Here is a 15,553-nt window from a genome sequence, read left to right as displayed (position 1 = left end):
AATATTGTTTTTGAGTTGTAAAAGTTTGTTTTTATGAAGTGCTTTTGTTTTAAGGAACTTCGTGTCCTTGTGCAGCAGCTAAGATTAAAAACCAATCTTCTATTTCTAATTCAATTTTTGTAGCTTCAATAGCTAGTTTTAATCTTTTTTCAGTTGTTGTGCCTACAACAGGGTGAATGCCTGAGGGATGTTTCATAATCCAAGCCAATAATAATTGGTCTTCAGTAGCATTGTATTTTTCCATTAACTCACCAAGTTGTTTGTGTATGCGTCTGTTTTGCTCATGGTCTTCTTTAAAAACAGTTCCTAACGGTGACCAAGCCATGGGTTTTATGCCGCTCGTTGTCATGTAATCTAGAGTGCTATTATAGATCGCGGAATGTTCTGTAAGTGAGAATTCTATTTGGTTGACGTCAATATTCGTACGTAAACCAATCATTTCCATTTGAGAAGGTGTAAAATTAGAAACGCCAAAGTCTCTTATTTTTCCGTCTTTCTTTAATAATGTTATGGCTTCTGCAATATCTTCGGCAACCATCAAGGGGCTAGGTCTGTGAAGAAGTAATAGGTCTAAATATTCTGTTTCCAGATTTTTTAAAGAGGTTTCAACGGACTGAATAATATGCGCTTTAGAGTAATTATAATGTTTAACAACATGACTTCGGTTACCAGATAGAAGTTGAATACCACATTTTGATATAAGCTGAATAGCTTCACGGTCTATATTAGAGTCCTTTAAAGCTTTTCCAAATTCGGCTTCAGTGGTGTAGCCACCATAAATATCTGCGTGGTCAAATGTGGTTATGTTATTAGAAATGCAGAAGTTTATTAATGACTCCATTCCTTTCTTTGAGAGTTGTTTTCCCCAGCTCCCCCAAGTCATTGTACCTGCTATTAATCGAGAATATTTCACTTTGTTTTCTGTTTGTATAGGTTTTTATGCAATTCATGTATAAAAATACTCAAAACATTAGCAATGAAGGTATCATTACCGTGTAATTATTCAAAACCCCAAATTATGAAACATTTACATTTAGTGAAACATTTTATATTTGCTTTTATTGTCTTTTTAGGAGCTGCAAGCTGTTCTCAAGATGAGCTTTCTAATGGTGAATTATCTGGTGTTACAGTAAGTCTTAAAACAACTTCTAGCGAAGCTGATGATGTGTTTTTAGAAATTGAAGATGTGCAAGTTAGAATAAGTGATGATGTTGATTCTACGAGTTCTTGGGTAAGTTTAAAAACCATTAATTCTGGGACTCACAATGTAAGTGATTTAAATGATGATTTAGAATTAATGTTAGTAGATCAGTTTGAAATGGCATCTACTTACATCTATGAAATTCGATTAGTTTTGGGTGATAATAATTTTTTAAATATCAATGAAACTTTAGTAAGTTTAGATATTGAGGGATCGGGAAGTAAAACACCTTCTAATTTAGTCGGAACAGAATTTACAGCAAATAGTGTTTACAATGTAGTTATCAACTTAGATTTAGACCAATCTATTAGTTATAATGAAAGTGAGGGCATGATGACTTTTAACCCCAAACTATATACAGAAATAAGACAGATTGAATATTAATTATCCTAATCCATGATTAATACATATAAAAAGAGTAATACTTCGGTGTTGCTCTTTCTTTTTTTTAACCAATTGTTAACAGCAACTAACAAATAATTTTAACACTTTGCAGCATATAAAATATTTCTAAAAATAGTTTTGTTCTAAAACCCTTAAAAAATGGAAGAAACGAGTACAGTTGATATTAAATCAATTAATGAAAAGATAGAAAAAGAAAGTGCATTTGTAGACTTACTAACCTTAGAAATGAATAAGGTAATCGTAGGGCAAAAGCATATGGTAGAACGTTTGCTTATTGGCTTACTTGGTCAAGGTCATATTTTATTAGAAGGTGTTCCTGGTTTAGCAAAAACATTAGCTATTAATACGCTTTCTAAAGCAATAGATGCTAGTTTTAGTAGAATTCAGTTTACTCCAGATCTTTTACCAGCCGATGTTGTTGGTACATTGATTTATAATATGAAGGAGAATGACTTCAAAATTAAAAAAGGACCAATTTTCGCAAATTTCGTTTTAGCAGATGAGATTAACAGAGCACCCGCAAAAGTGCAATCTGCTTTATTAGAAGCAATGCAAGAAAAGCAAGTGACTATTGGGGACGAAACATTTATTTTAGATAAACCATTTTTAGTAATGGCAACAATGAACCCCGTTGAGCAAGAAGGAACATATCCTTTGCCAGAAGCACAAGTGGATCGTTTTATGTTGAAAACTGTCATCGATTACCCAAAAATTGATGAAGAGCAAATGATTGTTAGAGCAAACTTAAGAGGAACTTATGAAAAAGTAAATCCTGTTGTTTCTGTTGCTCAGATTTTAAGTGCTCAAAAAGCGGTTAGAGAAGTTTACATGGACGAGAAAATTGAAAAATATATTCTCGACATTATTTTCGCAACGCGTTATCCAGAAAAATATAAATTAGGGGATTTAAAACCTTTAATTTCTTTTGGTGCATCACCTCGTGGTAGTATTAACTTGGCAACAGCAGCTAAATGTTATGCTTTTATAAAAAGAAGAGGGTATGTAATTCCAGAAGATGTACGTGCTATTGTACACGATGTGTTACGTCATAGAATAGGTATTACTTACGAAGCTGAAGCAGAAAATATAACTTCAGAAGATATTATCAATAAGATTGTAAATGTTATCGAAGTACCATAAATGGCGGTTGATAAATCAGTAATCCGTTAGTGATCGCTGACTAGAAATCTGATTTATATTAACTGTGAACTGAAGCTTGAAGACTGCAAACTGAAAAAATGGATACTAAGGAATTACTCAAAAAAGTACGAAAAATAGAGATTAAGACACGTCGTTTGTCTGATCATATATTTGGAGGCGAATACCATTCTACTTTCAAAGGTCGTGGTATGACTTTTTCTGAAGTACGTCAATACCAATTTGGAGATGATGTAAGGAATATAGATTGGAATGTTACGGCAAGAACCAGTCAGCCACATATTAAAGTATTTGAAGAAGAGCGCGAGCTTACGATGATGCTTATGGTAGATGTTTCTGGTAGTGAAATGTTTGGAACCCACAATCAATTTAAAAATGAAATCGTAACAGAAATCGCAGCAACTTTAGCATTTTCTGCAACACAGAATAATGATAAAATAGGTTTGATTTTATTTTCAGATGACATTGAGCTTTATATTCCCCCTAAAAAAGGACGTTCTCATGTGCTTAGAATTATTAGAGAATTAATAGAGTTTCAGCCTAAAAGTAAAAAAACAAATGTTTCTAATGCGTTTAAGTTTTTATCTAATGTAATGAAGAAGAAGGCGATTGTTTTTGTGCTTTCAGATTTTATAGCAGACGATTATAAGCAAAACTTGAAAATTTCAGCAGGAAGACACGATATTACAGGGATTAGAGTTTACGATCAACATGAAGCTGAAATCCCTAATTTAGGAATGGTGCAAATGGAAGATGCTGAAACGGGTGAGATAATGTTGGTTAATACGGGGTCTAAACAAGTAAGACTTGATTATAGTGCATTTTACGATGATAAAGTGACTTATTATAAAGATAGTTTTACTAAATCTGGAGCTGGTACTATTGATTGCCGTGTTGATGAAAGCTATGTAAAAAAATTACTAGGCTATTTTAAAAGAAGAGGATAAAGCTCTAAGAAGTAAAAGTAAGAATTGAAAAAGTGAAAAGTTTTAAATCCATATATAACGTATTAACAAGAAGTGTTGGCTTAGCTGTTGTTCCTAAAAGAGCTTCGGTTTTAGGCTTATTTTCGGTTTTTTGTTTTCTGTTTTCAACACTTGTATCTGCACAAGTAAAAACAGAAATAGATACCACTAAAATTAGAGTAGGAGAGCAAATTAACTATAAAATTAATGTTGAAGCAGATTCTTTGGCATTAGTTGTTTTTCCAGAAGGGCAAACCTTTATGCCTTTAGAAAATGTTGAGGCTCTAAAAATAGACACAACAAAAAGAGAGGCTAAGTTTTTATTATCTAGAGTTTATAAATTAACCCAATTCGATTCAGGTTCGTATACCATTCCTAGGCAGAAAATAATTATTGGTGAAAAAGCCTTTTTTACAGATTCGTTAAAAGTTGATGTCAATACAATTGTAGTAGATACTACAAAACAAAAGCTTTACGATATAAAACCAATTATAGAAGTTGAAGAAGTAGGTGGCAATTGGTGGAAATGGTTATTAGGGATCGTATTAATCGTTGCATTGGTAGCATTTTTATTGTATTGGTTTATTTGGAGAAAAAAACCACTAACAGAAGAAGAGGAAATTGCCTTATTACCACCTTATGATCGTGCAAAATTAGCATTACAGAAATTAGATGAAAGTCAATATTTAATACGTTCAGAGGTTAAGGAATATTATTCTGAATTGACTTTTATTGTTAGAAAATATTTAGACGAGCAAGTTTATGATCGTGCTTTAGAAAGTACAACTTCAGAATTAATTACACGTTTAAATTTATTAAAAGAAGGCAATCAAATACCACTTTCTAAAGAAACAATTTTACATATAGAATCGATTCTTCAACGTGCCGATTTAGTAAAATTTGCAAAATCAGCACCAGATACAGCACTTGCCGAAATGGATAAGTCAACCATTGATAAAGCAATCGACCATGTAAAAGTAAGTCTTCCAGAACCTTCTGAAGAAGAAAAATTATTAGATCAGAAATATAAGGAAGAGCAAGCGCGAAAAAAGAAACGTCAGAAAGTGTGGATTACTGTTGGAATATCTGTGTTCCTTCTTGTAGCAACGTTTGTTGGTTTTGGATTAAAGTATGGATTTAGCTATGTTACAGATACAATAGTTGGTCAAGAAAATAAAGAGCTCTTAGAGGGTAACTGGATAGAAAGTGCGTACGGTTTTCCACCTGTTTTTATAGAAACACCGAACGTTTTAAAACGTGTTGAAACAGAGCTTCCAGATGAGGTTAAGGAGAAAATGTCAATGACCACATTTGCTTATGGTACAATGACCGATGCTTTTAGTGTGGTTATAAATACTACAACATTAAACGTACCTAAACAGCAAGCTGCACAAGGTGAAGAAAACAAAGAGAATTCAACTTTTGACTTATTAGAAGTTTCAGAAAAAATAATTAAAGATTTTGAAGCCAAAGGAGCTAGTAATATCACTGTTAAGAAAGATAAATATAGCACACCAAATAAGGCAGAAGGACTAAAAACGTTCGGAACTTTAAGTTTAAAAATTCCAAATTCTGAACACACAGTAAACGCAGAGTATGTGGCACTCTGTTTTGCAAACGAAAACGTATTACAGCAAATTGTAATTACCTGGCCAACTGATGACGATTACGCCGATGAGATGGTAGAGCGAATTACAAATTCTATAGAACTGAACCCTGAAGAGTTACAAGAAGAGACAAAATGATGTTTGAAAATATAGAATTTTTAAATAAGGAATTATTCTGGTTGTTATTGCTTTTACCAATAGCGATAATTTGGTATGTTCTAAAGCACAGTAAGCAAACGGCAGAGCTAAAAATGTCTACCATTAAAGGTTTTAAGACATCATCGTCTTTTTGGTCTAAATTTAGACATACGCTTTTTGCATTACGTTTAATTGCTTTAGCCCTTTTAATTACAGGTTTAGCAAGACCAAGAACTGTAGATGTATCTACAAAAACAAAAACCACTAACGGAATTGATATTGTTATGGCAATTGATGTTTCTGCTAGTATGTTAGCTAAAGATTTACGTCCAAATCGATTAGATGCTTTAAAAGAAGTCGCTGCAGATTTTATTGATGGTAGACCCAATGACCGTATTGGCTTGGTAGAATACGCTGGTGAAGCGTATACAAAAACACCAATTACAAGTGATAAGTCTATTGTAAAAAGATCACTGAGAGATATAAATTACAATAATATTATTGAAGGAGGAACTGCTATCGGTATGGGGCTTGCAACTTCGGTAAATCGATTAAAAGATAGTAGAGCAAAAAGTAAGGTCATTATACTACTTACGGATGGTGTTAACAATTCTGGGTTTATAGATCCTAAAATTGCAAGTGAACTGGCCGTAGAATATGGCATAAAAGTTTATGCTATTGGTTTAGGAACTAACGGAATGGCATTGTCTCCAATTGGTATTAATCCAAACGGAACATTTAGATATGGTCGTGCCCAAGTAGAAATTGATGAGGCTTTATTAAAAGATATCGCCGCCGAAACAGGTGGGAAATATTTTAGAGCAACTAATAATGACAAGTTAGCTGAAATATATAACGAAATCAATAAGCTCGAAAAAACGGATATAGAAGAAAAGAAATATTACAATTACGAAGAAAAATATAGACCATTAGTATTACTAGCTGGACTATTATTATTGATAGAATTATTATTAAGAAACACAATATTTAGAAGCTTTGTTTAGACTCGATGAAAACATATGGTTTTGGACGTTATTGGTGATACCAGTAATTATTCTTTTGTTTATAGGACTTCAAATTTGGAAGCGTTCTGTACAAAAAAAATTCGCAAATTCTAGCTTATTAAAACGGCTAAGCCCAAATCAATCTCTATTTAAAAGTGTACTAAAAGTATTTGTGCTTTGTGCTGCTTTTGCATGTTTATCAATTGCTTTAGTAAACCCAAAAATCGGAACAAAATTAGAAACGGTAAGAAGCGAAGGTGTAGATATTGTATTTGCCGTAGACGTTTCTAAAAGTATGCTTGCCGAAGACATTGCGCCAAATCGTTTAGAGAAATCAAAACAATTGGTAACACAAATTGTAAATAGTTTAGTAAGTGATCGTGTTGGTATTATTGCTTATGCAGGTAAGGCGTTTCCACAATTACCAATAACCACAGATTATGCTTCGGCAAAGATGTTTTTACAGAATATGAATACTGATATGTTGTCTTCACAAGGAACAGCAATTAGCGAAGCGATTCAACTTTCTAAAACTTATTTCGATAATGAAGATCAAACTAATCGTGTTTTAGTCATCATTTCAGATGGTGAAGATCATGATGGAGAAGCACTAAATGTTGCAGAAGAGGCAGCAGAACAAGGTATAAAAATACTAACGGTTGGTGTTGGTGATCTTAAAGGTGGGCCAATTCCTATAAAACGAAATGGTGTTATTCTAAATTATAAAAAAGATAATAACGGTGAAACTGTTATTACGCGTTTAGATGAAACCACTCTAAAAGATATTGCATCAGAAGCAAACGGAGTCTACATTAATGGTCGTAATACAGCAGATGTTGTAAGTGCTATTAAAGGAGAATTAGATAAAATGGATAAACAAGAATTTGAGTCTAAACAAATCGCAGATTTTAAAGATCAATTTCAGTGGTTTTTAGGGATCGGAATTTTGCTTTTATTTATAGATATTTTCTTCTTAGAACGAAAAACAGCTTGGTTAACTAAGTTGAATTTGTTTAATGAATCTGGTGCATAATATTTACCTTGAATCATATAATTGTTAAAAGCGACAATTCAATTTATGATTTAAGTAAAACCCCATCGAATTATAACTTTTAGAATTTTTTTAACGCTAAGTGATTAAAGGCTTTAGTAATTTAGAGGTTGTTTTCATAATAAAAAAACATATGAAATTTTATACACTACTTATCATACTTTTTATTGGAAGCTTAGGTTTTTCTCAAGAATTAAATGAGAAACAATTACAGGCAGACAAAAACGCAACTAATTTAGTCTATAAAGCCAACACCTTAATTAATGATGATAATTATATTGAAGCTGAAATGGATTATAGAAAAGCCATTTCTGAAGCACCATCAAAAGCTGTGGGTTCTTATAATTTAGCACATTCTTATTATCAAAAAGGTAGCTTTAACGAAGCTTTATATAGAAGTGAAGAAGCAGCTAAGAATGCTACAAGTAAAGATGAAAAACACAAAGCGTTTCATAATATTGGTAATATTTTAATGAAAAACGAGCAATGTAAAGAAGCTGTTGAAGCTTTTAAGAATGCGCTTAGAAATGATCCTACAGACGAAGAAACACGTTATAATTATGCTTTAGCTAAAGAATGTGCAGAACAGCAAAAGCAAGATGGTGGTGGAGAAGATAATAAAGAAGACGAAAACAAGGATCAAGAGCAAGATAAAGAAGATCAAGAAAAGAAGGACGACGAGAATAAAAAGGACGAAAAAGAAGATCAAGATAATAAGGATAAGAAAGACGAAGGAGATCAGGATAAAAAGGATGGTGACAAGGATGAAGATGAAGACGGGAAACCTAAAGATGATAAAAAAGACGATGGTAAAGGAAATGAAGATAATAAAGATCAGAACCAAAAACCTAAACCACAACCAGGGCAAATGTCTCCTCAGCAGGTAAAGAATATTTTAGAAGCAATGCAAAATCAAGAACAAAAAGTTCAGGAGAAGATGAATGCAGAAAAACAAAAAGGCGCTAAGGTTAAGACAGAAAAAGATTGGTAAACTAATAGAAAGTATTTAGTTTGCAGTTTTCTTATAAATATAAGTGTTTACAACAAAAAAACGATAGAGTTAAAGATGTCTACAAGACAGAAATAGCTATGAAATTAATTAAAAACATATCAATTTTACTATTCATACTTACAACAAGTATAGCTTTTGCACAGGTAAAATTTGAAGCTAAAGTCAGTAAAAAACAATTAGGAACCAATGAGCGTTTACGTATAGATTTCGAAATGAACGAGGATGGTGATAATTTTGTGCCACCTAGTTTTTTAGATTTTAATGTGGTTGGTGGTCCTAACACATCAGTAAGCAATTATTCTAGAAACGGTAAACGTTCCTTTTCAAAAACTTATAGTTATTTTTTATCGCCTAAAAAGCAAGGGAATTTTACGATAAAGGAAGCTACAATTGAAATTAATGGTGAAACCTTTAAGACGTTTCCTATTAAAGTTACTGTCACAAAAGCCGTTAATGCACCCAATGGTAATGGTGATGCTGCGGATCTAGCAGCAGATAAAATTCACTTAGTAGCCGAGGTTTCTAATGCAAATCCTTATTTAAATGAAGCTATAACTGTAGTTTATAAATTGTATGTTTCACCAGAAATAGGGGTAAGTAGTAATTGGCGTGAAAAAGAAATTCCACGTTATAACGATTTTTGGAGTCAGAATATAGAAATTCAGGGGCTGAATATTTTAGAAGGTACTTATAAAGGTGAGAAGTACCGTTATGTGGTGCTTAGAAAAACAGTACTTTATCCGCAAAAAACAGGTGCACTTAAATTAGATCCTTTAGTAATGGATATCACAGCAGAGGTTCCTACTAACCGTGTTAATATTTTTGGTCAACGACTGCCAGTAATGGTGCCTAAAGAGGTGACTGCTGGTAGTAGAACTATAAATGTAAAACCATTACCAGAAGAAGGGAAACCTTCCGATTTTAAAGGAGCTGTTGGTAATTTTTCATTTAAAGTAACAACATCTAAAACGCAGTTAAATGCTAGCGAATCACTTCAAGCTAAAATTGAAGTAAAAGGGAAAGGGAATTTAAAATTATTTGAATTACCAAAACTTACCGTGCCTAGCTCTTTAGAGGTTTATGAACCAGAGCACCAAGAAAACGTTAGAACTAATTTAAGCGGAATGCAAGGGAGTATTTCTGATACGTACACGATTGTACCACAGTATCGCGGTAAATACCCTGTGCCTAGTATATCGTTTTCATATTTTAATCCAGACACAGCGACTTATAACCGTATTACATCAGATGAGAAAATAATAGATGTACAAGAAGGGCCAATGGCTGCAAATGCTAATACAGGGAGTTCTGAAGGGGACACAAATCAAGGTGCAACTGCAAATGCAAATACATTTGCGTTTATTAAAACAACATCGAATTGGACAAGTGTAAAACCCGAACCATTCTTTAGGTCAAAAGCATTTTGGGCGTTATTGTTATTACCATTTTTGGCTATTCCTTTTGCAATCGTTGTAAGACGTAAACGTAATGCTCGTAATGCAGATGTGCAAGGTAATCGTATTAGAAAAGCAGATCGTTTAGCTAAGAAGTATCTTACTGAAGCAAAAAAGGCACTCGGACAAAAAGAATCATTTTATTTAGCCTTAGAAAAAGCACTTCATAATTATTTGAAAGCAAAATTAAATATTGAAACAAGTGATTTTAATAAAGAAAAAATAGAAGATCTATTAACGAAGCGTCAAGTTGAGAAAGAAGTCGTTTTAGACTTTATATCAATATTAGAAAATTGTGAATTAGCACGTTATACGCCAATTACACAAGTTACAATGGAAAATGATTATGATAAAGCAGCAAAAACAATTTCATTAATAGATAAACAACTCAAATAATATGAGAGCCTTAACTATCTTACTTTTTTGTTGTTTTAGCATCTTTGGTTTTTCTCAGAATAACCAAGTATTTGAAGATGCTAACGCGCTATACAATGACGGAAAATATGCAGAAGCTATTGATAAGTATGAAACTATTTTAGATTCAAACGAACATTCTGCAGAGTTATATTTTAATTTGGCGAATGCCAATTATAAGCTCAATAATATTGCTCCTACGATTTATTATTACGAAAAAGCATTACTACTAAATCCAGAGGATAAGGAGATTCAAAATAATTTATCCTTTGCACAAAACATGACAATTGATGCTATTGAGAAAATGCCAGATGTTGGGTTTTCTAAAATTATAAATAATGCAGTTAAGACGTTTAGTACAGATACTTGGGCAAAAATAGCCGTTGGAGGTGTACTTTTATTTGTAATTATATTCTTAACGTATCATTTTTCTTATACTAGTTCAAAAAAGCGACTTGCATTTATTGTAAGTGTAGTAAGTTTAATTGTTGCTTTTGTTGCTGTTGCTATGGCATTTCAAAAAGCGAGTTTAGATAAAAAGAATAATCCAGCAATCGTTTTTGTACAGGAAAGTAGAGTGAAAACAGATCCTAATCCTGCAAGTGAAGAAGTCTTTAGGTTGCACGAAGGTACTAAGGTGCAAGTCATAGAAACTTTTGAAGGTTGGCAAAAAATTAAATTACCAGATAATTCAATGGGTTGGATTGCATCTGAGGATATTAAATTATTAAAGTTTTTTTAGAACGAATTTAACAGTGTGTTAAATTGGAACAGATTATATTTGTTGCTTATGCAAAAAAGCTTAAAATACGCAATCACTGGTTTTTTCTTCATATTATTTATGGCGCTTATTTCTGCGCCTGTAGTAATTATGACGGTTGATGACACAGTAGATACTAGCTGTTTTTTTAGTATAAGTGAAGAGGAAGATAATCATAGTATTAAGATTCTTTTCGATAAAAATCATCAAGCATCAGAATACTTATTCGAAGATCAGTATAACGAGCATTTGATTGGTTATACATTTAAAAATTATACCAAGCCACATCTTAATTTAGTTTTTCCACCTCCAGATTTTATTTCATAATTTTTTAGAATATAGTGAGACAATCTCAGTCTCAAAAAAAATTATTGAAAATTGGCTTTAGAGGAATCCCTCTTTAGCCCTAATTATTTATACATGTTTAAAACTATTAAAAGCGACTTACCGGCAAGTGTAGTTGTGTTTTTTGTTGCATTACCATTGTGTTTAGGTATTGCATTAGCTAGTGGAGCGCCTCTTTTTTCAGGAGTAATTTCTGGTATTATTGGAGGTATTGTAGTAGGAGCCCTTAGTGGTTCTAAAATTGGTGTGAGTGGTCCTGCTGCAGGTTTAGCAGCTATTGTATTAACAGCAATTGGATCATTAGGAGGTTATGAAAATTTTTTAGTAGCCGTTGTGTTAGGTGGTGCTATTCAATTACTTTTTGGGGTATTAAAAGCAGGTATTATTGGCTATTATTTCCCTTCATCTGTAATTAAAGGAATGCTAACAGGTATTGGTATTATCATTATTCTTAAGCAAATACCTCACTTTTTTGGTTATGATGCAGAACCAGAAGGTGCTGATAGTTTTTTAGAAACATCTGGTGAAAACACTTTTTCAGCATTACTAAGTATTTTCGATAACCTTATTATAGGTTCTATGGTTGCAGGTTTTATAGCATTAGGTATTTTGCTATTATGGAGTAACGTCTTATCGAAAAAAGGTAAGGTTTTTCAAATTATTCAAGGACCATTAGTGGCAGTTGTAGTTGGTATTATTTTTTATGCACTAACTCAGTCTAGTGAGAGTCTAACCATTGCAGAATCTCATTTAGTAAGTGTACCTATTCCAGATAGTTTAGATTCTTTTATTGGCCAATTTAGTTTTCCTAATTTTGGTGCTATTACAAATCCAGAGGTTTGGATTGTAGCTTTCACAATAGCCTTAGTAGCAAGTTTAGAAACTTTACTTTGTGTAGAGGCAACAGATAAAATTGATCCAGATAAAAATGTAACACCTACAAACAGAGAGTTATTAGCACAAGGTGCGGGTAATATATTATCGGGTTTAATAGGTGGACTTCCTATCACACAGGTAATTGTAAGAAGTTCTGCTAACATTCAGTCTGGTGGTAAGTCTAAAATGTCAGCTATTATTCATGGTTTCTTATTATTAATTTCTGTAGTATCAATTCCTAGGTTATTAAACATGATTCCCTTGTCTGTGTTAGCAGCTATCTTATTGATTGTTGGTTATAAACTAGCAAAACCTTCATTATTCAAAAAAATGTACAAGTTAGGTTGGAAACAATCTGTACCATTTTTTGTAACAGTAATCGGAATCGTTTTTACAGATTTATTAGTGGGTATTGGTTTAGGTTTATTAGTAGGTATTGTAGTTATTTTATTAAAGAACTACCAAAATTCTCATTTTTTACATATCGAAGATAATAGTAATGGAAAGAGCATTGTAAAAATGACACTTGCTGAAGAAGTAACCTTCTTTAATAAAGGAGCTATTTTAAAAGAATTGGATAGATTACCTAGAGGAACTTATTTTGAATTTGATGTCACTAAAACGAGATATCTAGATTACGATATTATTGAAATATTAGAAGATTTTGCTTTTAAAGCGAAAGAACGAAATATTGATATTAAATTAATTTCTAAGCGTGGGGTTGTTGAAAATCCAGAGAGCTTTATAGAGTTCTTTAAACTGAGACCTAAATCTAGCATCAGTCTAAGTTAAAACGTGATTTTTTTAGTCGTAAGTTTTAATAAAACAGAAAACACCTTTCTGTTGAAATTGAAGAGCTTATAGGTTGTGACCATGTACGTTACAAAATAGTAACGACGTGGCGCTTTCTTCATAGGTATTAAATATAATTATCATTAAGAACAAAAAGAAAAACAGATGAAAGCACATACAAGAGAAACTCAGTCAACAATGACGCCTTTAAAGGCATTAGAGTTTTTGAAAGAAGGAAATGTTAGGTTTCAAAATAATTTAAAAGCGAATAGAAATTTATTAGAACAAGTTAATGATACAAGCGAAGGGCAATTTCCTTTCGCAACAATATTAAGTTGTATCGACTCTAGAGTATCAGCAGAGTTAGTGTTTGATCAAGGATTAGGGGATGTTTTTAGCGTTCGTATTGCAGGAAACTTTGTTAATGAAGATATTTTAGGGAGTATGGAATTTGCTTCAAAGTTAGCAGGAACAAAACTTATTGTAGTTTTAGGACATACAAGATGTGGTGCTATTAAAGGGGCTTGTGATGATGCTAAACTTGGAAACTTAACTAAGTTAATAGAGAAAATTAAGCCAGCGGTAGATGCTGTAAAAGAACCTCAAGACCCAAGTTTAAGAAATTCTAAAAATTTAGAGTTTGTAGATGAAGTATCTCACATGAATGTTGATTTAACTATAAAAAGAATCCATGCCGAAAGTCCAGTACTTACAGAAATGGAACAAAGTGGTGAGATTAAAATAATTGGTGCGATGTACGATATCAATACAGGCGCAGTCGCATTTTACGAATAGATAAATAGTCTAATAAGACCTTTTTTTAATTTATATAGTTAGGCAGTAGTAACAATATCGTTACTACTGCCTAAATTTTTATAATGTAATCTTTTTTTTTTTTTTTGAGTTGAGATAACGAATATATAATTACAAAGATTAACTCATATAGATTCCATTTTTAGTAAATTTGAAGGGAGCATTACACAAAATACTTGAGATAAAATGAATATAGATAACGTATTTAAAAATAACGAGACTTGGATAAAAGACAAGCTTGCTATAGAACCAGATTATTTTGAGAAATTAGGTAAAGGTCAAAATCCTGAATTATTATACATTGGTTGCTCAGATAGTAGAGTTACTGCAGAGGATTTAATGGGTTTAGGTCCTGGTGAAGTTTTTGTTCATAGAAACATCGCTAATATGGTAGTTGGTACAGATGCTAATGGAATGTCTGTAGTAAATTATGCTGTAACCCATTTAAAAGTAAATCATGTTGTAGTTTGCGGCCATTATGCTTGTGGAGGTGTAAAAGCGGCTATGGAATCAGCAGATTTAGGGGTCTTAAACGGATGGTTAAGAAATATTAGAGATGTGTACAGAATGCACAAAGATGAACTTAATGCCATTAAATGTGAAGAAAAAAAGTACGACCGTTTAGTAGAGCTTAATGTACAAGAACAATGTGTTAATTTAATTAAGACTGCAGCAGTACAAAAAGCTTATAGAGAGCGTGGATTAAAAGTTCATGGTTGGGTTTTTGATGTACATACAGGGAAACTTATAGACCTCAAAATAGATTTTGATAAATACCTTAAGGATATTATGGAAATCTATCATCTCGATTAAGAAACGACGTCTTATGTATTATAGGTGTATTTCAGTCTAAGGGAATAATATCTAAGCTTCCTCAATTGTCTCCTCCTCTTCTTCAGTTTCGGCTTTCTTTATAATGGTAGGAAATATAAGTGCTGCTAAAGATTGTATTGGCGTATAGAGCATGCTTTTTTCTAAGTCTTCCTTTTCCATAAAAGGCAAAGTATTATTCATTTTATCAAAAACACCTAATAGAATACTTAGAATTAAACCAATTTTAAGAGCGCCAAAAACGCCACCCGCTAGTTTATTTATAATGCCTAATGCAGCAAAATCGGCTAATTTAGTTAAAGCTTTTCCGGCGAGACTAATGACCAAAACAATGACAACAAAAGTGATAGCAAATGCAACAATATTTATTGTTTTCTCATCCCAGTCTACTTTAGCTTCTAAAAAGTCTGATGCGAAATCACTAAAATGAATTGCTCCCCAAACACCTAAGGCTAATGCGACTAACGAAGCGACTTCAACAAAAAAGCCTTTAAATAATCCACGTACAAATCCAAATAATAATAAGGCGGCTAAAACAATATCAATAACACTCATATAATCGGTGGTTTAGGCAAAAATACATGATTTTTTTAAGTTGAAAATTTAGACACTTAAATTTATAGAATTGGATGACTAAAATTGATTTAGACCGATTAAATCATCACTTTTATTGATTTATAATTAATAACCTAATTGAAGCTATTTTAGTTTAGTAACTTTGAATTTT

15 protein-coding genes are annotated in these 15,553 nt (G+C 32.4%); 13 read left to right on the top strand and 2 right to left on the bottom strand.

What is annotated here, in order from left to right; translation table 11 throughout:
• Positions 1-49 precede the first annotated feature (49 nt).
• Positions 50-913: an aldo/keto reductase gene (locus HM985_RS05775; RefSeq protein WP_317167124.1), complete on the bottom strand. Its 864-nt coding sequence runs from the start codon at positions 911-913 to the stop codon at positions 50-52.
• A 105-nt stretch (positions 914-1,018) separates the two neighbouring features.
• Between HM985_RS05775 and HM985_RS05770 the strand changes: the two genes are divergently transcribed.
• The 13 genes from HM985_RS05770 to HM985_RS05710 all read left to right on the top strand — a co-directional run bounded on the left by HM985_RS05770 (position 1,019) and on the right by HM985_RS05710 (position 14,808).
• Positions 1,019-1,585 carry a DUF4382 domain-containing protein gene (locus HM985_RS05770; RefSeq protein WP_179375336.1) on the top strand — a complete coding sequence of 189 codons (567 nt, stop codon included), beginning with the start codon at positions 1,019-1,021 and terminating at the stop codon, positions 1,583-1,585.
• A gap of 159 nt (positions 1,586-1,744) precedes the next feature.
• The gene (locus HM985_RS05765; RefSeq protein WP_173587436.1) at positions 1,745-2,746 is read left to right on the top strand and encodes an AAA family ATPase; all 1,002 of its coding nucleotides are present in this window, start codon (positions 1,745-1,747) and stop codon (positions 2,744-2,746) included.
• A gap of 98 nt (positions 2,747-2,844) precedes the next feature.
• Positions 2,845-3,711, top strand: a complete 867-nt coding sequence (locus HM985_RS05760; RefSeq protein ID WP_179375335.1) for a DUF58 domain-containing protein — start codon at positions 2,845-2,847, stop codon at positions 3,709-3,711.
• Between the two features lie 50 nt (positions 3,712-3,761).
• Positions 3,762-5,474, top strand: coding sequence for a hypothetical protein (locus HM985_RS05755; RefSeq protein ID WP_179375613.1), 1,713 nt, complete (start codon positions 3,762-3,764; stop codon positions 5,472-5,474).
• A complete protein-coding gene (locus tag HM985_RS05750) occupies positions 5,474-6,478 on the top strand; it encodes a vWA domain-containing protein (RefSeq protein ID WP_179375612.1) in 1,005 nt (334 codons plus the stop codon). Before HM985_RS05755 ends, HM985_RS05750 begins: the two co-directional genes overlap by 1 nt.
• Entirely contained in the window at positions 6,471-7,511 is a 1,041-nt protein-coding gene (locus HM985_RS05745; protein ID WP_179375334.1) for a vWA domain-containing protein, read from the top strand. Before HM985_RS05750 ends, HM985_RS05745 begins: the two co-directional genes overlap by 8 nt.
• 151 nt (positions 7,512-7,662) lie before the next feature.
• Positions 7,663-8,520, top strand: coding sequence for an aerotolerance regulator BatC (locus HM985_RS05740; protein ID WP_179375333.1), 858 nt, complete (start codon positions 7,663-7,665; stop codon positions 8,518-8,520).
• Positions 8,521-8,618: 98 nt separating this feature from the next.
• Complete coding sequence (locus HM985_RS05735; protein WP_179375332.1) at positions 8,619-10,391, top strand: BatD family protein; 1,773 nt, start codon at positions 8,619-8,621, stop codon at positions 10,389-10,391.
• Position 10,392: 1 nt separating this feature from the next.
• Positions 10,393-11,151: a tetratricopeptide repeat protein gene (locus HM985_RS05730; RefSeq protein WP_179375331.1), complete on the top strand. Its 759-nt coding sequence runs from the start codon at positions 10,393-10,395 to the stop codon at positions 11,149-11,151.
• A gap of 48 nt (positions 11,152-11,199) precedes the next feature.
• Positions 11,200-11,496, top strand: coding sequence for a hypothetical protein (locus tag HM985_RS05725; RefSeq protein ID WP_179375330.1), 297 nt, complete (start codon positions 11,200-11,202; stop codon positions 11,494-11,496).
• A 93-nt stretch (positions 11,497-11,589) separates the two neighbouring features.
• The gene (locus tag HM985_RS05720; protein WP_179375329.1) at positions 11,590-13,182 is read left to right on the top strand and encodes a SulP family inorganic anion transporter; all 1,593 of its coding nucleotides are present in this window, start codon (positions 11,590-11,592) and stop codon (positions 13,180-13,182) included.
• A 165-nt stretch (positions 13,183-13,347) separates the two neighbouring features.
• Positions 13,348-13,977: a carbonic anhydrase family protein gene (locus HM985_RS05715; RefSeq protein WP_179375328.1), complete on the top strand. Its 630-nt coding sequence runs from the start codon at positions 13,348-13,350 to the stop codon at positions 13,975-13,977.
• 204 nt (positions 13,978-14,181) lie between these two features.
• Complete coding sequence (locus tag HM985_RS05710; RefSeq protein ID WP_179375327.1) at positions 14,182-14,808, top strand: carbonic anhydrase; 627 nt, start codon at positions 14,182-14,184, stop codon at positions 14,806-14,808.
• Positions 14,809-14,859: 51 nt separating this feature from the next.
• On the opposite strand, the gene HM985_RS05705 is transcribed toward HM985_RS05710, so the two are convergent.
• Complete coding sequence (locus tag HM985_RS05705; protein ID WP_179375326.1) at positions 14,860-15,381, bottom strand: CvpA family protein; 522 nt, start codon at positions 15,379-15,381, stop codon at positions 14,860-14,862.
• Positions 15,382-15,553 lie beyond the last annotated feature (172 nt).

The sequence above is a fragment of the Winogradskyella wichelsiae genome, assembly GCF_013403925.1.
Lineage (GTDB): Bacteria > Bacteroidota > Bacteroidia > Flavobacteriales > Flavobacteriaceae > Winogradskyella > Winogradskyella wichelsiae.
This window is presented reverse-complemented; position numbering and strand designations above follow the sequence as displayed.